At 70.8% G+C, this 18,117-nt stretch carries 16 protein-coding genes; 5 read left to right on the top strand and 11 right to left on the bottom strand.

The genetic code is table 11. The annotated features are described in order from the left end of the window. Positions 1-16 precede the first annotated feature (16 nt). The 3 genes from ACZ4S3_RS05750 to ACZ4S3_RS05740 all read left to right on the top strand — a co-directional run bounded on the left by ACZ4S3_RS05750 (position 17) and on the right by ACZ4S3_RS05740 (position 3,100). Complete coding sequence (locus ACZ4S3_RS05750) at positions 17-373, top strand: hypothetical protein (protein ID WP_467926330.1); 357 nt, start codon at positions 17-19, stop codon at positions 371-373. Positions 374-388: 15 nt separating this feature from the next. Then, positions 389-1,336, top strand: coding sequence for a thioredoxin domain-containing protein (locus ACZ4S3_RS05745; protein WP_467926327.1), 948 nt, complete (start codon positions 389-391; stop codon positions 1,334-1,336). A 120-nt stretch (positions 1,337-1,456) separates the two neighbouring features. Next, a complete protein-coding gene (locus ACZ4S3_RS05740) occupies positions 1,457-3,100 on the top strand; it encodes an alkaline phosphatase D family protein (protein ID WP_467926323.1) in 1,644 nt (547 codons plus the stop codon). Positions 3,101-3,116: 16 nt separating this feature from the next. On the opposite strand, the gene ACZ4S3_RS05735 is transcribed toward ACZ4S3_RS05740, so the two are convergent. Continuing rightward, complete coding sequence (locus tag ACZ4S3_RS05735; RefSeq protein WP_467926319.1) at positions 3,117-3,722, bottom strand: dienelactone hydrolase family protein; 606 nt, start codon at positions 3,720-3,722, stop codon at positions 3,117-3,119. Positions 3,723-3,832: 110 nt separating this feature from the next. On the opposite strand from ACZ4S3_RS05735, the gene ACZ4S3_RS05730 reads away from it, so the two are divergent. Next, positions 3,833-4,909: a mechanosensitive ion channel family protein gene (locus ACZ4S3_RS05730; RefSeq protein WP_467927333.1), complete on the top strand. Its 1,077-nt coding sequence runs from the start codon at positions 3,833-3,835 to the stop codon at positions 4,907-4,909. Positions 4,910-4,950: 41 nt separating this feature from the next. Here the strand turns inward: ACZ4S3_RS05730 and ACZ4S3_RS05725 are convergent, their stop codons facing one another. The 4 genes from ACZ4S3_RS05725 to ACZ4S3_RS05710 all read right to left on the bottom strand — a co-directional run bounded on the left by ACZ4S3_RS05725 (position 4,951) and on the right by ACZ4S3_RS05710 (position 9,221). Then, positions 4,951-6,546 carry a Na+/H+ antiporter gene (locus ACZ4S3_RS05725; protein WP_467926315.1) on the bottom strand — a complete coding sequence of 532 codons (1,596 nt, stop codon included), beginning with the start codon at positions 6,544-6,546 and terminating at the stop codon, positions 4,951-4,953. Between the two features lie 75 nt (positions 6,547-6,621). After that, complete coding sequence (locus tag ACZ4S3_RS05720; protein ID WP_467926310.1) at positions 6,622-7,563, bottom strand: RluA family pseudouridine synthase; 942 nt, start codon at positions 7,561-7,563, stop codon at positions 6,622-6,624. Between the two features lie 81 nt (positions 7,564-7,644). After that, positions 7,645-8,259, bottom strand: coding sequence for a signal peptidase II (gene lspA / locus ACZ4S3_RS05715; RefSeq protein ID WP_467926306.1), 615 nt, complete (start codon positions 8,257-8,259; stop codon positions 7,645-7,647). 122 nt (positions 8,260-8,381) lie between these two features. Next, positions 8,382-9,221, bottom strand: coding sequence for a TraR/DksA family transcriptional regulator (locus ACZ4S3_RS05710; RefSeq protein ID WP_467926301.1), 840 nt, complete (start codon positions 9,219-9,221; stop codon positions 8,382-8,384). Positions 9,222-9,777: 556 nt separating this feature from the next. Between ACZ4S3_RS05710 and ileS the strand changes: the two genes are divergently transcribed. Then, positions 9,778-12,915 (top strand): isoleucine--tRNA ligase, encoded by a 3,138-nt coding sequence (gene ileS / locus ACZ4S3_RS05705; RefSeq protein WP_467926297.1) that lies wholly within the window; start codon positions 9,778-9,780, stop codon positions 12,913-12,915. 168 nt (positions 12,916-13,083) lie between these two features. On the opposite strand, the gene ACZ4S3_RS05700 is transcribed toward ileS, so the two are convergent. The 6 genes from ACZ4S3_RS05700 to ftsZ all read right to left on the bottom strand — a co-directional run bounded on the left by ACZ4S3_RS05700 (position 13,084) and on the right by ftsZ (position 18,108). Then, a complete protein-coding gene (locus ACZ4S3_RS05700; RefSeq protein ID WP_467926293.1) occupies positions 13,084-14,205 on the bottom strand; it encodes a DivIVA domain-containing protein in 1,122 nt (373 codons plus the stop codon). Positions 14,206-14,254: 49 nt separating this feature from the next. Next, the gene (locus ACZ4S3_RS05695; protein WP_393892293.1) at positions 14,255-14,548 is read right to left on the bottom strand and encodes a YggT family protein; all 294 of its coding nucleotides are present in this window, start codon (positions 14,546-14,548) and stop codon (positions 14,255-14,257) included. A gap of 67 nt (positions 14,549-14,615) precedes the next feature. Next, positions 14,616-15,236, bottom strand: coding sequence for a cell division protein SepF (locus tag ACZ4S3_RS05690; protein ID WP_400067556.1), 621 nt, complete (start codon positions 15,234-15,236; stop codon positions 14,616-14,618). A gap of 122 nt (positions 15,237-15,358) precedes the next feature. Then, positions 15,359-16,129 (bottom strand): YggS family pyridoxal phosphate enzyme, encoded by a 771-nt coding sequence (locus ACZ4S3_RS05685; protein WP_467926283.1) that lies wholly within the window; start codon positions 16,127-16,129, stop codon positions 15,359-15,361. A 4-nt stretch (positions 16,130-16,133) separates the two neighbouring features. Further along, the gene (gene pgeF, locus ACZ4S3_RS05680; protein WP_467926279.1) at positions 16,134-16,865 is read right to left on the bottom strand and encodes a peptidoglycan editing factor PgeF; all 732 of its coding nucleotides are present in this window, start codon (positions 16,863-16,865) and stop codon (positions 16,134-16,136) included. A 13-nt stretch (positions 16,866-16,878) separates the two neighbouring features. Further along, complete coding sequence (gene ftsZ / locus ACZ4S3_RS05675; RefSeq protein WP_467926275.1) at positions 16,879-18,108, bottom strand: cell division protein FtsZ; 1,230 nt, start codon at positions 18,106-18,108, stop codon at positions 16,879-16,881. Positions 18,109-18,117 lie beyond the last annotated feature (9 nt).

Below are 18,117 nucleotides of genomic sequence, written 5' to 3'. Positions count from 1 at the left end.
ATGGCAGACTCCCGGCATGCAGGGGAGGGGATTCCGGGTGGTTCGGGCGGCGCTGTTCACCGCGCTGTGCGTGCCGCTGGAGCCGGCCGCCGACATCGTCCTGGCCACCGGGCGGCACATCCGATACAGCCCGGCCGGCGGACCGCCGGGTCCGGTGGGCGCCCATCTGCCGTTCCGGGGCGGCGAGTTGGGCACCCCGTCGGACCGGAAGGGCAACCCCGTGCCGGCGGCCGCGCCCTGGCTGCGGCTCGCCGCCCACCAGCATCCCCTGCCGCCGGCCCGCCCGCTCCCCCTCCTGGTGCACTGCGTACTGCGCCGCGGTCCCCCTCGCAGGGCCGCCGCCCGACCAGTTCGCACGAGCCATCAACCCTGAGGAACGGGACCCCCCATGAGCAACCGCAACAGCCAGGCCGGCAAGTCGGCAGCCCGCGAGCGGATCCGCGCCGAGCGCGAGCGGCAGAAGAAGCAGGAGAAGACGCGGCGTCAGCTCGTCGTGGGCGCCTCGGTGGTCGGCGTCCTGGCGGTCGCCGCCGGTATCGGCTTCGGCATCATGAAGCTGACCGCGCCCACCGGCTGGGAGGCCGCCGCGGAGGCCAAGTCCGTGACGCCGGCCCACACTCAGGGCAAGAACGGCACCGAGATCCTGATAGGTGACCCGAAGGCGAAGCAGACCCTGGAGGTCTTCGAGGACGTCCGCTGCCCGGCGTGCGCGGCGTTCGAGCAGAGCACCGGACCGGAGCTGCTGAAGGACATCAAGGAAGGCCGGTTCAAGGTCCGTTTCACGATGTACTCGTTCATCGACGGGATGCAGGGCGGCGAGGGGTCGAAGAACGCGCTGAGCGCCCTGGGTGCCGCGCTCGACGTCAGCCCGGACGCCTTCTTGAAGTACAAGACGGCGCTGTACTCGGTGAAGAACCACCCCGATGAGCGCGAGGACGTCTACGCCAAGGACTCCGCGCTGCTCAAGGTCGCCGCCGAGGTGCCGCAGCTGAAGGGGAACAAGGCGTTCGAGACGGCGGTCAAGAAGGGCACCTACGACCGCTGGGCGATGGATATGACCGCGCTGTTCGGCCGCAAGGGCGTCAAGGGCACGCCGACCTTCGTGCACGGCGACAAGAAGCTGGTGATGGGCAAGATCCCGCAGCGGCAGATGACGCAGGCGGAGTACAACCAGATCTCACTGGCCAACTTCAAGAAGATGATTGACAGCGAGTTCGGCCCGGCGAAGGGGACGGACCCCGGCAAGGGCAAGGGGACGGACCCGGGCAAGGGCACCGGCAAGAACGGCGGCCAGGGGATCCGCACGGGCGAGAAGGACCCCACCGCCGGGAACTGAGCACCGCGGAGGGGCCGTAAGGAGGGGGGCACCTCCCCCGCCCTTAAGGCATGGGGGAGGGCAGGTGAATTCTCGGGTACCACCCTCCCTCACCGGCCTACTGGTCAGTAAGGTTCGGCCGTGACCGATCATGACCACATCTCACGCCGCTCCGCCGTCACGGCCGTAGCCGCCACCGCCGCCCTGCTGCCGCTGGCCGGCGCCGCCTCCGCGCAGGCCCAAGAGGCCCCCGGCCGGGCCCGCGTCTTCCAGCACGGCATCGCCTCCGGCGACCCGCTGCCCGACGGGATCCTGCTGTGGACCCGGGTGACCCCGGCCCCCGAGGCCACCCCCGGCTCCGGCCGCGGACCGGCCGCGGAGGTGGCCTGGCAGGTGGCCACGGACCAGGACTTCGCCACCGTCGTCGCGCACGGCAGCGTGACCGCCACCGCCGCCGCCGACCACACCGTCAAGGCGGATGTGCGCGGCCTGCGCCCGGCCACCCGCTACTACTACCGCTTCACCGCCGGCGGGCAGCACTCCCCCGTCGGCCGCACCCGCACCGCGCCCGCGCACGACGCGGCCCCCGGCAACGTCCGCTTCGGCGCGGTCTCCTGCGCCAACTGGGAGTCCGGCTACTTCTCCGCGTACCGTCACCTGGCCGCCCGCGGCGACCTGGACGCGGTGCTGCATCTCGGCGACTACCTCTACGAGTACAAGTCCGGCGAATACCCCGACTTCAAGTACGTCGTCCGCCCGCACTCCCCCGCCCACGAGCTGCTCACGCTCGCCGACTACCGCATCCGGCACGGCGTCCACAAAGCCGACCCGGACGCGCTGGCCATGCACGCCACCCATCCGGTCATCGCCATCTGGGACGACCACGAGTTCGCCGACAACGCCTGGAAGGGCGGCGCGGTCAACCACACCCCGGACACCGAGGGCCCCTGGTCCGCGCGGATGGCCGCGGCGAAGCAGGCGTATTTCGAGTGGATGCCCGTACGGCCCTCCATCGCCGGGACGACGTACCGCAGGCTGCGCTTCGGCAATCTCGCCGATCTGCATCTGCTGGATCTGCGGTCCTTCCGCGACGAGCAGGCCAAGCCCGGCAGCGGCGCGGTCGACGACCCCAGCCGTACGATCACCGGCCGGGCCCAACTGGACTGGCTCAAGAAGGGACTTGCGGGGTCGGACACCGCCTGGCGGCTGGTGGGCACCTCGGTGATGATCTCGCAGGTGGCCTTCGGCTCGATACCCGCGCATCTGCTCGGCCCGCTCGCCGACATCCTCGGCATCCCCAAGGAGGGCCTGGCGGTCAACACCGACCAGTGGGACGGCTACACCGACGACCGGCGCGAGCTGCTGACCCACCTCAGCGACCGCGGCATCGGCAACACGGTGTTCCTGACCGGCGACATCCACATGGCCTGGGCCAACGATGTGCCCCTTCAGGCGGCGACCTACCCCCACACCGGGCCGGTGGCGACGGAGTTCGTGGTCACCTCCGTCACCTCCGACAACGTGGACGACATCCTGCACGTCGCCCCGCACACGATCTCGCTGGCCGGCGTCGCCGCCATCCGCGCCGCCAACCGCCATGTGAAGTGGCTGGACATGGACTCGCACGGCTACGGCGTCCTCGACGTCAGCTCCGAGCGCACCCAGATGGACTACTTCGGCATCTCCGACAAGAGCGACCCGAACGCCACCAGCACCCTGCTCCGCTCGTACCGCACCCGCAGCGGCACCCAGCAGGTCGAGAAGGCCGACCGGCCGGTGGCCTGACCGGCCCCCCGCCGGCTCACAGCCCGGCCAGGAACCCCAGCGCCACCCTCCAGGTGCTCTCCGCCGCCTCCTCGTCGTAATCCGGCAGGCCGGCGTCGGTGTAGAGGTGGCCGGCGCCGGCGTAGCGGAAGACCTCGACGTCCGCGCCGGCCCGGCGCATCTGGAGGTACCAGGCGTTCAGCCAGTCGTGCGGCTCGTACGGGTCCGGGTCGGCGACATGCAGCTGCACCGGCAGATCGTCGGCGGCGGCGCCCTCGGCGATGTCGGAGGTGCCGTGCAGCAGAAGCAGCCCGCGGGTCTTCTCGTCGGCCAGCGCGAGATTCTGCGCGACCGAGCCGCCGAAGGAGAAGCCGGCGTAGACCAGGCCGCGGTCGGAGTACGGCGCCGCGGCCGTGACGGCCCGCTTGAGCAGCTCCTCCTTGCCGATCTCGTCCTTGATGACGATGCCGTCCGCCACCGAGTCCGCGGTCCGGCCCTCGAACAGATCGGGGACGATCACCTCATGGCCCGCGGCCCGCAGCCGGTCCGCCGCGGACTGCACCGCGGGGCGCAGCCCGCACACCGAATGAAACAGGACAATCGTCGAAGACCCGCTGGTCGCGGACTCGGTGGGACCGGGCACTGAACATCACTTCCCTGGGTTGGATCGCTCTGATCCCATGGTGCCAGCTACGGTCGAGGAGACCGGCACTCGCACACCGCGCCCACGACAGCAAGGAGGAAGCCGTGTCGCTGGAGGACGTGCTACGCCCGGTCGCCGTCATCGGCGGCTCGGTCGTCCTCACGCTCATCCTGGTCTGGCTCGCCGACCGGACGCTGCGCCGGATGGACGCCGCACACCCCGAGACGCCCCTGTGGGGCCTGCTGCGCCGCTGCCGGATCCCGGCCCAAGTGGCGCTGTGCGCGGCGCTGTTGCGGGGTGCGTATGACGAGACCGGGCTCAAGACCGTCGAGGACCACGGCACGGGGACCGGGCAGGCCCTGACCCTGGTGCTGATCGCGGCCACCGCCTGGCTGCTGGTGCGGGCCGCGGCCGCCATCGTCGAGTCGTCGTACACCCGTTACGCGGCGAGCGGACGGGACGCGGCGCGGGTGCGGCGGGTGCGGACCCAGGTGACGCTGATCCAGCGGGTGGTGACGGCCACGGTGATCATCGTCGCCGCGGCCGCGATGCTGCTGACCTTCCCGGAGATGCGGGCGGTGGGCGCGTCCATGCTGGCGTCGGCCGGGCTGCTGGGCATCGTCGCCGGCATCGCCGCCCAGTCCACGCTGGGCAACCTCTTCGCGGGGCTGCAGATCGCGTTCGGCGACATGGTGCGGATCGGCGACACGGTGGTGGTGGACGGCGAGTGGGGCACCGTCGAGGAGATCACCCTGACGTTCCTGACCGTACGGACCTGGGACGAGCGGCGGATCACCATGCCGGTCTCGTACTTCACCGGCAAGCCGTTCGAGAACTGGTCGCGCGGCGGGGCCCAGATGACCGGCACCGTCCTCTTCCATCTCGACCACTGTGCGCCGGTGGAGAAGATGCGGCAGCGGCTGCACGAGGTCCTGCAGGAGTGCGAGGAGTGGGACGGCCGGTCCTGGAGCCTGGTGGTCACCGACACCACGCCGTCCACGATGGTCGTCCGGGCGCTGATGACCGCCCGCGACGCGGACGCCCTCTGGGCGGTGCGCTGCCAGGTGCGGGAGCGGATGATCGAGTGGCTGCGGTCCGAACACGCCTACGCGCTCCCGCGGATCGCCACCGCGCCCGCGCCGCTGGGCCACCACGGGCTGCGCCGGGACGGGAAGCCGGCGGGCTGAGGCCGCGCGGGGCCGTTACGGCATGCTGCTGCGGCGTGCCGTTACGGCGTGCCCCGCAGGCTGCGCATGTCGAGGTGGCGCAGCACCCGGTCCACGATCTCCGGGTCCGCACCCGGCTCGCTGCGGGCCGCCAGCACCTCGTGCCGGGCGGCCGAGAGCATCTCGCCCTGGATGCGCTGGACCTTCTTCATCCGGGTGATCCGCTGGTCGAACAGCTCGCGGCGCTCGTCGTCGACGATGTCCGGCGCGATCCGGGCGCCGATGTCGTAGGCGCGGCGCGAGAGCTGGTCGCTGACCTCCTCGGTCAGCTCCTCGACCTCCAGGATCTCCTTCAGCCGCCGCTTGGACGCCTTGATCACCCGGATCGCCAGCTCCCGCTCCAGCGCGTCCTGGGCATCGGCGTCGGACCGTACCCGCAGCTTGCGCACCAGCCAGGGCAGGGTGAAGCCCTGCAGGAGCAGGGTGGTGAGCACCACCGCGAAGGCGATGAAGAGGATCTCGTCGCGGGCGGGGAAGGCGCCGCCGCCGTCGATGGTGTACGGAATGGCCAGTGCCAGCGCCACCGAGGCCACCCCGCGCATCCCCGACCACCACATGATGAGGGTCTCCCGCCAGCTCATCGGGATCTGCTCGTCGTAGTCGCGGAGCTTGTGCATCCGCTTGGCGAGCCAGGCGGCGGGCAGCAGCCACAGCAGCCGGACGGCGACGACCACCGCGACGACCGCGGCGCCGGCGCCGAGCATCTCGCCCCACCGCCCGGACGCGGCCCCGAAGATGTTGTGCAGCTCCAGGCCGATCAGCCCGAACGCGACACCGGTGACGAGGGTGTCGACGACCTCCCAGAAGGTGTAGCCGGCGAGCCGGCCCAGCACATCGTCGGCATCGACCGCGTACTCGGCGAGGAACAGCGCGGTGGTCAGCACGGCGAGCACCCCGGAGCCGTGGAAGTTCTCGGCCAGGACGTACGCCACGAACGGCACCAGCAGCGTCAGCCCGATCTGCAGCGTGGGGTCGCCGAGCAGCCCCATCAGCTTGTTGGTGATCCAGCCGAGCACCAGCCCGACCGCTATGGCGACCACCGCGGAGAGCACCAGCGAGCCGACCGCGGCCGGCATCGAGAAGGTGCCGCTGACCGCCGCGGCGAGCGCGACGTGGTAGAGCACGATCGCGGTGACGTCGTTGAACAGCCCCTCGCCCTCCAGGATGGAGACCATCCGGCGGGGCAGCCCGAGCTTTCCGGCGACGGCGGTCGCGGCCACCGGGTCGGGCGGGGCGACCAGCGCGCCCAGCACCACCGCGGCGGCGATCGGCATACCGGGCACCACGGCCTGGGCGACCGCGGCGACGGCGGCCGTGGTGGCGAAGACCAGCGCGACGGCCAGCAGGAAGATCGGCCGGACGTTGGCGGTGAACTGCCGCCAGGACGTGCGCTGTACGGCGGCGTAGAGCAGTGGCGGCAGCACCAGCGGCAGGATGAACTCGGGCGGTACCTCGACGTTGGGCACGAACGGCAGCAGCGCCAGCACGGCCCCGGCGAGGGTCATCAGCACCGGCGAGGGCACCCCCAGCCGGTCGCCGACCGGCACCATGACCACGGCTCCGAGCAGCAGGACGAACAGCAGAGCCAGCTGGTCCACGGTGGCTACGCTCCGGGGTCGGGAGGGATCACTTCCGCCCCAAGCGTGCCATGCCGCCGGCCCTGACCCGCTGTGTCAGGCGCTCTCGTCCCGCACGGTGTCCAGCGCCTGCTGCAGATCGTCGGGGTAGACGCTCTCGAACTCGACCCACTGCCCGTCGGAGGGGTGCTCGAAGCCGAGGCGGACCGCGTGCAGCCACTGCCTGCCGACGCCCAGGCGCTTGGCGAGGGTGGGGTCGGCGCCGTAGGTCAGGTCGCCGACGCAGGGGTGGCGGTGCGCGGCCATGTGCACCCGGATCTGGTGGGTGCGGCCGGTCTCCAGCTTGATGTCCAGCAGGCTGGCCGCCCGGAACGCCTCGATCAGGTCGTAGTGCGTGACCGAGGGCTTGCCCTCGGCGGTGACCGCCCACTTGTAGTCGTGCTGCGGGTGCCGGCCGATGGGGGCGTCGATGGTGCCGCTCATCGGGTCCGGGTGGCCCTGGACCAGGGCGTGGTAGCGCTTGTCGACCGTACGCTCGCGGAACTGCTGCTTGAGCAGGGTGTATGCGCGCTCGGACTTGGCGACCACCATCAGGCCCGAGGTGCCGACGTCGAGGCGGTGCACGATGCCCTGGCGCTCGGCGGCGCCGGAGGTGGAGATGCGGTAGCCGGCCGCGGCCAGGCCGCCGATCACGGTCGTACCCGTCCAGCCGGGGCTGGGGTGCGCGGCGACGCCGACCGGCTTGACGATCACCACGATGTCGTCGTCGTCGTGCACGATCTCCATGCCCTCGACGGGCTCGGCGACGATCTCCACAGGCGGCGCGGCCTGCGGCATCTCGACCTCCAGCCAGGCACCGCCGGAGACCCGCTCGGACTTCATCACCTCGGAGCCGTCGACCCGGACCTTTCCGGCGGCGGCAAGCTCGGCCGCCTTCGTCCGGGAAAAGCCGAACATACGGGCCAGCGCGGCGTCGACGCGCTCGCCCTCCAGGCCGTCCGGTACGGGCAGGGTGCGGATCTCGGGAACGGTGCTCACCCCACGAGTATGGCAGTCCCGCCGCGGTGCCCTGCCCGGGGCGGCGGCGCCCCGGCCCCGGGCCCTGACAACGGGGTCCGGTCAGTCCTTGTGGACCGTGCCGTCCGGGTCCACGCCCCGGAAGGACAGGAACACGATCAGGATGCCGCCGCAGACGATCCCGGAGTCCGCGAGGTTGAAGACCGCGAAATGCACCGGGGCGATGAAGTCGACCACCGCGCCCTCGAAGACGCCCGGCGAACGGAAGACCCGGTCGGTGAGGTTGCCGAACGCGCCGCCGAGCAGCAGCCCGAGCGAGATCGCCCAGGGCAGGCTGTAGAGCTTGCGGGCGATCCGGGCGATCACCACGATCACGGACGCCGCGATGATCGTGAGGAAGATCGTCAGCGCCTCGCCCATGCTGAACGCGGCGCCGCGGTTACGGATCACGTTGAACTGCAGCAGCGTCCCGATGACCTGGATCGGCGCGTGGTGCTCCAGCTTGGCGACGACCAGCAGCTTGCTGCTCAGGTCCAGTGCGTAGACGAAGGCGGCGACCACCAGCAGGGCGAGGATCTTCCGCTTGCCCCGGTCCGCCTTCTCCTCCGGCTCCACCGGCCGTCCCCCTTCGGAACCCTGCTCGGAGCCCTGCTCGGGATCCGTCCCGGATTCCGGCCCGGATTCCGGCGTGCTGGTGATGCGTTCCGCCTCTGCCACGTGTGAGTCCTCAGCCCGTTCGAGTCAGCTGTCAGGCCACGCCTGACCCGTCACGAGCGTACGGCACACACGTACGGCCGCGGGCGGTACGGGGGCCGCCCGCGACGAATTCCGGCGCGGTGTCAGACGCGCCGCTCCTGCTTCTGCTTGCACTCCACGCACAGCGTCGCACGCGGAAAGGCCTGCATCCGCGCCTTGCCGATCGGGTTGCCGCAGTTCTCGCACAGGCCGTAGGTGCCCGCGTCCAGCCTGCCGAGCGCCCGTTCGGTCTGCTGGAGCATCTCGCGGGCGTTGGAGGCCAGCGCCATCTCGTGCTCGCGGGTGATGTTCTTGCTGCCGGTGTCGGCCTCGTCGTCGCCCGCGCCGTCCCCGGAGTCGCGCATCAGCCCGGCGACGGCGTCCTCCGACGCGACGATCTCGGCGCGCAGCCGCCCCACCTCGTCCAGCAGCCCGGCCCGCGCCTCGGCGACCTCCCCGGACGTCCAGGGATCCTCGCCGGGCCGCACGGCGAGCTCGCCGGGCGCCGCGGCCACCCGGGCGGGGGGCACCGCGGTATCCATGGCGTGCGCCGCAGCGGCCGCCGTCTTCTTCGCCGCCACTGTGGGGGCTCCCGTCTTCTTCGCGGGCACCGCGGCGTTCTTGGCCGCGGTCTTCTTCGCCGGCTTCTTCGGCGTCTTCTTGGGCGTCTTCTTGAGCGCCGCCGTGGTGACCGTCGTCTTCGCCGCCGCCTTCCCGGCCGGCGTCTTCGTGGCGGCCGTCTTCTTCGCCGCGGCCTTCCGCGGCGTCGCGTCCTTCGCCTTCTTCGCCGCTGCGTTCTTCGCCGCTGGGTTCTTCGGAGCCGCCTTCTTCGGGACTGTTTTCCCGGGAGCTGTCTTCGTCGGTGCGGGCTGCTTCGCGACAGCCTCATCGGCCTCATCGGCAGGCGTCGAGCTCGTCTGCGCGGCGGTCTTTTTCGCCACCATGGCCGCGCCCCCTTCACATAGGTGAGCTTGTACGCGAATTGTGACGGGAACGATAAATCGCCACACGGCACGCGGCAACGGGACGCACCGCCCGGCAGGCCCGGTCTCCCCGCCGGGAAGCCCGGCCTGCCTCGGTTGTGCCCCGCTGCCCGCGCCGCACACTCCGGGGCCGGTCATCGCGCCATTCGGGTCACACCGGCGGGCAGCCGCGCCCGGAAAAACGGTCGGCCGCCGACGGCCCGGCCCCGTACACTGGGCCCAGCGAGAGGCATTGATGGGACGAGTAGCGTCGTACGCAGCCAGGAGCGACCCGGGGACGGTGGAAGCCCGGGGGCGTGCGCGACGCGAAGATCACCCCGGAGTCGCCGGAAGAAAGTCTTGGACAGTGGGCTCCGCCCGCGGGCCGCGGGCCACCCAAGGCGAGTAGAACCGGCAGCGCGACCCCAATGAGGGGGCGGTGCCAGCGGCGCCGCCAAGGAGGGTGGTACCGCGGGAGCGCGAGCTCTCGTCCCTCCGGACGGAAAACGCAGCTGGTGTCCGCCGGAGGAAACCCCCGATGAGTGAGCAGCCCCAGTACCGCCAGGTACCCGCCCAGGTAGACCTCCCCGCCCTCGAGCACGCCGTGCTCGAGTTCTGGCAGGAGCAGAAGGTCTTCTCCCGTACCCTCCAGCAGTCCGAGGGACGGCCGGAGTGGGTCTTCTACGAGGGCCCGCCGACCGCCAACGGCATGCCCGGCGCCCATCACATCGAGGCCCGCGTCTTCAAGGACGTCTTCCCCCGGTTCCGCACCATGCAGGGCTACCACGTCGACCGCAAGGCCGGCTGGGACTGCCACGGCCTCCCGGTCGAGCTGGCCGTGGAGAAGGAGCTGGGCTTCAACGGCAAGAAGGACATCGAGGCGTACGGCATCGCCGAGTTCAACGCCAAGTGCCGCGAGTCGGTGACCCGGCACACCGACGCCTTCGCCGAGCTCACGACCCGGATGGGCTACTGGACCGACCTGGAGTCCCCGTACCGCACGATGGACCCCGACTACATCGAGTCGGTGTGGTGGTCGCTCAAGGAGATCTTCAACAAGGGCCTGCTGGTCCAGGACCACCGCGTCGCCCCCTGGTGCCCGCGCTGCGGCACGGGCCTGTCCGACCACGAGCTGGCCCAGGGCTACGAGACCGTCGTCGACCCCTCGGTCTTCGTCCGCCTCCCGCTGACCTCCGGCCCGCTCGCGGGCGAGGCGGCGCTGCTGGTGTGGACGACCACCCCCTGGACCCTGGTCTCCAACACCGCCGTCGCCGCCCACCCCGACGTCACCTATGTCGTCGCGACGGACGGCAGCGAGAAGCTGGTCGTCGCCGAGCCGCTGCTGGAGAAGGCTCTCGGCGAGGGCTGGAGTGCCACCGGCGAGTCCTTCACCGGCCGCGAGATGGAGCGCTGGGCGTATGAGCGCCCCTTCCAGCTGGTGGACCTCGAGGGCGCCAACTTCGTCGTCAACGCCGAGTACGTCACCACCGAGGACGGCACCGGCCTCGTCCACCAGGCCCCGGCCTTCGGTGAGGACGACCTCAAGACCTGCAAGGCGTACGGCCTGCCGGTGGTCAACCCGGTCCGCCCGGACGGCACCTTCGAAGAGGAGCTGGCGCTGGTCGGCGGCCAGTTCTTCAAGAAGGCCGACGGAGTCCTGGTCGAGGATCTCTCCGCCCGCGGCCTGCTCTTCCGGCACGTCGCCTACGAGCACAGCTACCCGCACTGCTGGCGCTGCCACACCGCGCTGCTCTACTACGCCCAGCCGTCCTGGTACATCCGCACCACCGCGGTCAAGGACGCCCTGCTGCGGGAGAACGAGAACACCAACTGGTACCCGGAGTCGGTCAAGCACGGCCGGTTCGGCGACTGGCTGAACAACAACATCGACTGGGCGCTGTCCCGTAACCGCTACTGGGGCACCCCGCTGCCCATCTGGCGCTGCGAGGAGAACCACCTCACCTGCGTCGGCTCGCTCGCCGAGCTGACGGAGCTGACCGGCACCGACCAGTCGGGCCTGGACCCGCACCGCCCCTTCATCGACGAGATCACCTTCGCCTGCCCGACGTGCCGGGCGACGGCGACCCGCGTCCCGGAGGTCATCGACGCCTGGTACGACTCGGGCTCGATGCCGTTCGCGCAGTGGGGCTACCCGTACCGCAACAAGGAGATCTTCGAGAAGCGCTATCCGGCGCAGTTCATCTCGGAGGCCATCGACCAGACCCGCGGCTGGTTCTACACCCTGATGGCCGTCGGCACCCTCGTCTTCGACAAGTCGAGTTACGAGAACGTCGTCTGCCTGGGCCACATCCTCGCCGAGGACGGCCGCAAGATGTCCAAGCACCTGGGCAACATCCTCCAGCCGATCCCGCTGATGGACCAGCACGGCGCGGACGCGGTCCGATGGTTCATGGCGGCCGGCGGCTCCCCGTGGTCCGCCCGCCGGGTGGGCCACGCCACCATCCAGGAAGTGGTCCGCAAGACGCTCCTGACCTACTGGAACACCGTCGCCTTCCAGGCGCTGTACGCCCGCACGTCCAACTGGGCGCCGTCCGCCGCCGACCCGGCCCCGGCCGACCGCCCCCTGCTGGACCGCTGGCTGCTGGGCGAGCTGAACACCCTGGCCGAGGGGGTCACCCAGGCCCTGGAGGCCTACGACACCCAGCGCGCCGGCAAGCTCCTGTCCGCCTTCGTCGACGACCTCTCCAACTGGTACGTCCGCCGCTCCCGCCGCCGCTTCTGGCAGGGCGACGCGGCCGCGCTGCGCACCCTCCACGAGGTCATCGAGACGGTCACCCGCCTCATGGCGCCGCTCACCCCGTTCATCACCGAACGGGTCTGGCAGGACCTGGTCGCCCCGGTCACCCCGGACGCCCCGGACTCCGTGCACCTCTCCTCCTGGCCGGTCGCGGACGCCTCCCTCATCGACCCGGCCCTCTCCGAGCGGATGCTGCTGGTGCGCCGGCTGGTCGAGCTGGGCCGCGCGACGCGCGCCGAGTCCGGCGTCAAGACCCGCCAGCCGCTGTCCCGCGCGCTGGTCGGTGCGGCCGGCTTCGGTGACCTCTCCGACGACCTGCGCGCCCAGATCGCCGAGGAGCTCAACGTCTCCTCGCTCGCCTCCCTCTCGGAGGTGGGCGGCTCTCTGGTCGACACCACCGCGAAGGCGAACTTCCGGGCGCTGGGCAAGCGGTTCGGCAAGGGCGTCCAGGCGGTCGCCAAGGCCGTCGCCGCGGCCGACGCCGCGGCCCTCTCGCTCGCGCTGCGCGAGGGGACGGCGTCGGTCGACGTCGACGGGGAGACCGTCACCCTCTCCCCCGACGAGGTCATCATCACCGAGACCCCGCGCGAGGGCTGGTCGGTGGCCTCCGACTCGGGCGCGACCGTCGCCCTCGACCTGGAGATCACCCCGGAGCTGCGCCGGGCGGGCCTGGCCCGCGACGCCATCCGGCTGATCCAGGAGGCCCGTAAGAACAGCGGGTTGGACGTCGCCGACCGGATCGCCCTGCGCTGGGCATCCACCGACGAGGACGTCCGCACGGCCCTCACCGACCACGCCGCCCTGATCTCCGACGAGGTCCTCGCCACGGACTACGTCCAGGGCGCCCCGGACGGCGACTACGGCCCCGCCTTCACGGACGAGAGCCTGGGCCTGACCTTCCACCTCCGTAAGGCGTAACGACTACGGCGCCGGCGCTACGACGTCAGCGCCACGGCGAAGCCCCCGGCACTCGGTTGTGCCGGGGGCTTCGCCGTATCCGCGGTCAGCGCGCGGAAAGGGCCGGGCCCCTGGGGAAACTCCCCAGGGGCCCGGCCCTGATTGCCGACTCCGCGCGCTAGGCGGGGGTCAGTTGTCGTCCTCGTCGATGAGGAAGCCACGCATCGGCGACGGCGCCTGCTGCATCGGCTGCGGGCTCTGCGGCCGCACCGGTGCCATCGGCTGGGTCATCGCAGGCGACATCTGCTGCTGACCGCCGTAGGACGGACCGCCGCTCGCGCCGTTGCCCATCGAGTGGCCGCCGCCCATCGACTGGCCGCCACCCATGGTGTGGTTGCCACCCATGGTGCCCGCACCGGCCGACGCCATCGACGGCGACGGCGGCAGCGAGGCAGCGGCGGTCGCCGGGGTCCGCGGCGGGGCCAGCGAGTCGTCGGCCTGGGTCTCCAGCTGGCGCAGCTGGCTCTCCAGGTAGGACTTCAGGCGGGTGCGGTACTCGCGCTCGAAGCCGCGCAGGTCCTCGACCTTGCGCTCCAGCGTCGCGCGGGCCGACTCCAGCGAGCCCATCGCCACGCGGTGCTTCTCCTGCGCGTCCCGCTCCAGCGCATCGGCCTTGGCGCGGGCGTCCCGCTCCAGGCCCTCGGCACGGCTGCGCGCCTCGCCGACGATCTTGTTGGCCTCGGAACGGGCCTCCGCGATCGCCTGGTCGGCGGTCTGCTGTGCCAGCGACAGCACGCGCGCCGCGCTGTCACCGCCGGGGCCGCCCTGCTGGGGCGCCTGCGGCAGCTGCTGCTGCGGTCCGCCGGGGCCGCCGAGGGGGCCGCCGCCCATCGGACCGCCGGGGCCCATCGGGCCAGGACCGTGCGGGCCCTGCGGGCCGTGGCCACCGGGACCTGGGGGCAGCTGCGGTGCACCACCGGGCAGTTGGGGCGGGCCACCCATCCCCTGCTGCTGCGGCGGGACCGGCTGCGGACCGGATATGGCGGCGGGCACGGGGGCCCCGCCTCGCTGCTGCTGCTGGTCCTGCTGCTGGTCGGGTCCCTTGCGCAGGCCCTGCTGCTGCTGGTTCTGCGCGGCTGCGCGCGTAGCAGCGGCCAGCTTGGCGCGCAGGTCCTCGTTCTCCCGCAGGAGCCGGGTCAGTTCGGCTTCGACCTCATCGAGGAAGGCATCGACCTCGTCCTCGTCATAGCCTTCTCGGAGGCGGACGGTCGTGAACTGCTTGTTCCGCACGTCCTCGGGGGTCAACGGCATCTCTACTTCACCTCAACGTAGTCGTCGGCAATCGGCAAGACCGTATCGTTCACACCAACAACACCGACCTCACGACGGTGATCAGGATGTACACGATGATCATCAATACGAAGAAGGACAGGTCGAGCGCCACGCCCCCGAGACGCAGCGGCGGAATGACCCGCCGCAGAAGCTTGAGTGGCGGATCGGTGACAGTGTAGGTGGCCTCCAGAACGACCACCATCGCCTTGCCGGGTTGCCATGAACGGGCGAACTGGAACACGTAGTCCATCACCAGCCGGAAGATCAACACGATCAGGAAGCAGTACAGCGCGATATAGATCACCTGACCAGCGACACTCATCTCGCGCGCCCCTCTCCCCTTTGATCCCGTTTCGGCCTTATCGGCCTGGTGTGCCCGGTGTTGCGTCTCAGCTCTGGTTGAAGAACCCGCCCTCTGCGATACGGGCCTTGTCCTCCGCCGTGACATCGACGTTAGCAGGAGACAGCAGGAACACCTTCTGCGTCACCCGCTCAATGCTGCCGTGCAGGCCGAAGACGAGACCGGCCGCAAAGTCGACAAGTCGCTTCGCATCGGTGTCGTCCATCTCCGTGAGATTCATGATCACCGGAGTGCCCTCACGGAAGTGTTCCCCGATGGTACGGGCTTCGTTGTAGGTCCGGGGGTGGAGCGTCGTGATGCGGTACGGCTCCCGCTCGGACACAACCTTGGGCATGATCACCGGTGCGTTCTTCTCCAGATTCGGACGGTCGGGTGTGATGGATGCCACGGGGGCGATTCGGGCGGGTCGTCCGCTTTCCGTGGCGAGCGGGGCGGGTTCGCGCTGCGCCGGAGGTGTCACGACCCGTACCGGTTCCTCCCGCTCCGGGCGTGTTTCCGCCTGAACTTGGTGCTGCTGGCGCCGCCCCCGTTCCGGCTCCGGGTCAAGCTCGGGCTCGAACTCGTCGTCGGGGTCGAAGCCCCGGCCGTCGTACCCATCGTCCTCCACGAGGCCGAGGTAGACCGCCATCTTGCGCATCGCGCCGGCCATTCTCTGCGTCCTCCGCTCTGTGGTGGATCGGCTCCGTCACCGGGGGCCTTGGATCCACGCAGCCTCCCGCTTTCTGCGGGAATGACCATATTTTGTGCTGTGGTCCGACTTGCTTGGCGACGTTACCCGAGCCGTGGTCGGACTCCGAGTACCGCAGTGCCGACGCGCACATGTGTCGCCCCGGCCATCACGGCGTCTTCGAGGTCCGCGCTCATACCCGCTGACACCATGTTGGCAGCAGGATGGTTGGCGCGCAGGTCGGTTGAGATTTCCATGAGTCGTTCGAATGCGGCGAGTTGGCGTCCGGCATACGGCCCGGTCAGCGGCGCGACGGTCATCACACCGTCCAGGCGCAGGCCTTGGGCCCCGGCGATCGCGTCGGCGAGCGCCTCGATGCCGTCCGGCGCCACCCCTCCCCGGTCGGCGGTCGCCCCCTCGCCCGCCCGCGCGGTGTCGCCCCCGCCCACCCGCCCGGTGTTTTCCGGCTCCGCGTCGAGCGCCACCTGGATCAGGCAGCCCAGTTCACGCTCCGCGCGGACGGCTTCCCTGGAGAGCGCGGTGACAAGCCTGACCCGGTCGACCGACTGGATAATTCCGGCATAACGGGCGACAGATCGCACCTTGTTCGTCTGCAATTGACCGACGAAGTGCCAAGTAAGGGACAGATCGGCACATTCGGCGGCCTTCGGTGCCGCATCCTGATCGCGGTTTTCCGCGACATGCCGCACCCCCAGCTCCGCGAGCAGCCGGACATCGCTCGCGGGATAGGTCTTGGTGACCACGATCAGGGTCACCTCGTCACGCAGCCGGCCGGCCTTGGCGCACGCGGTGGCGATACGGTCCTCCACCCGCGCCAGGTTGTCGGCCAGTTGCGTTCTGCGATCGTCCGTCACGTGCTCAGCCCTCCAGCCATACGTAGCTCGCGAGCCGCCCCGTTGTGCGGTTGCGCCGATAGGAGAAATGATCCGCGGATTCGAGGGTGCAGATGTGGTCATCCTCACGGACCGGTACGCCCGCGGCGCCGAGTTGGGCCCGTACACCTGCGGTGACGTCCAGCGCGGGGGTGTCCCAGCCGGTCGTCGACCAGGCCTCGGGCACCGTCGCGGTGACCTCGGCGCGCATCACCTCGGGCACCTCGTAACAACGGCCGCAGACCGCGGGCCCGGTGTGCGCGATGATCCGCGCCGGCTCGGCGCCCAGCTTCGTCATCGCCTCGACGGCCGCCGGTACGACCCCGGCGACCAGACCGGGCCGGCCCGCGTGTGCGGCCCCGGCCACCCCGGCGACCGGGTCGGCGAGCAGCACCGGAGTGCAGTCGGCGGTCAGTACGGCGAGCGCGAGGCCCCGGCGGGCGGTCACCACCGCATCCACACAGGGGATGCCGTCGGTCCGCCAGGGTCCGTCGACCACCGCCACGTCCCGGCCGTGGACCTGGTTCATCCAGACCACCGCGGCCGGGTCGAGGCCGAGTTCCTTGGCGGCCAGCTCCCGGTTGGTGCGAACCACCAACGGATCGTCGCCGACCGCGCCGCCCAGATTGAGCTGATCATACGGAGCGGCGCTCACCCCGCCCCACCTGTCGGTGAAGGCGAAGTGCGCGCCGCTGTCGTGGTGCTGTTGCCCTATCACTTCGGTGCTTTGATCACTTCAGGAAATCGGGGACGTCCAGCTCCTCGGCCGCGCTGTCCGTGTAGGACGGGCGGGCCGGGGGAACCTGCGGCGAACCGGCCGGGGGCGTCGAGGCCTCGCCCAGCGCGGAGGACTCGGCCGGGACCGGCTCCTCGTCCCGTACGGGCACCGAACCCAGGCCGCCGAAGGACGACGCCCGCGGCTCCGGCGGGGTGACCGGACGGCTCGGGGCCGGCGCGGTTTCCTCGCGCTTGGGGGACGTCAGCGCCGACTGGGCATCGCGGCGGGCCGGCGGCTGGCCCCCGTCAAAACCCGCGGCGATGACCGTCACCCGGACCTCGTCGCCGAGCGCGTCGTCGATGACCGCGCCGAAGATGATGTTGGCCTCCGGGTGCGCCGCCTCGCTGACCAGCTGCGCGGCCTCGTTGATCTCGAAGAGACCGAGGTCGGAGCCGCCGGAGATGGAGAGCAGTACGCCGCGGGCGCCGTCGATGGACGCCTCCAGGAGCGGCGAGGAGATCGCCATCTCCGCGGCGGCCACCGCGCGGTCGTCGCCGCGCGCCGAGCCGATGCCCATCAGGGCCGAGCCGGCCTCGGACATCACGGACTTGACGTCCGCGAAGTCGAGGTTGATCAGGCCGGGGGTGGTGATCAGATCGGTGATGCCCTGGACACCCGACAGCAGCACCTGGTCCGCCGACTTGAACGCGTCGAGCACGCTCACCTGGCGGTCCGAGATGGACAGCAGCCGGTCGTTGGGGATCACGATGAGGGTGTCAACCTCTTCGCGCAGCTGGGCGATGCCGTCCTCGGCCTGGTTGGCGCGGCGGCGGCCCTCGAAGGTGAACGGCCGGGTGACCACACCGATCGTCAGGGCGCCCAGCGAGCGGGCGATGTTGGCGACGACGGGTGCACCGCCGGTGCCGGTGCCGCCGCCCTCACCCGCGGTCACGAAGACCATGTCGGCCCCCTTGAGGACCTCCTCGATCTCCTCGCGGTGGTCCTCGGCCGCCTTGCGGCCCACATCCGGGTTGGCGCCGGCGCCGAGGCCGCGGGTCATTTCGCGGCCGACGTCGAGTTTGACGTCGGCGTCGCTCATCAGCAGCGCCTGTGCATCGGTATTGATCGCGATGAACTCGACGCCCTTGAGCCCGACCTCGATCATCCGGTTGATGGCGTTCACGCCACCGCCGCCGATGCCGACGACCTTGATGACTGCGAGGTAGTTCTGCGGTGCTGCCACGTCGAAGGC

The sequence above is a fragment of the Streptomyces sp. NPDC028368 genome, assembly GCF_055565615.1.
The sequence above is the reverse complement of the archived record's forward strand: the minus strand, read 5'-3'. Positions and strand labels throughout refer to the sequence as shown.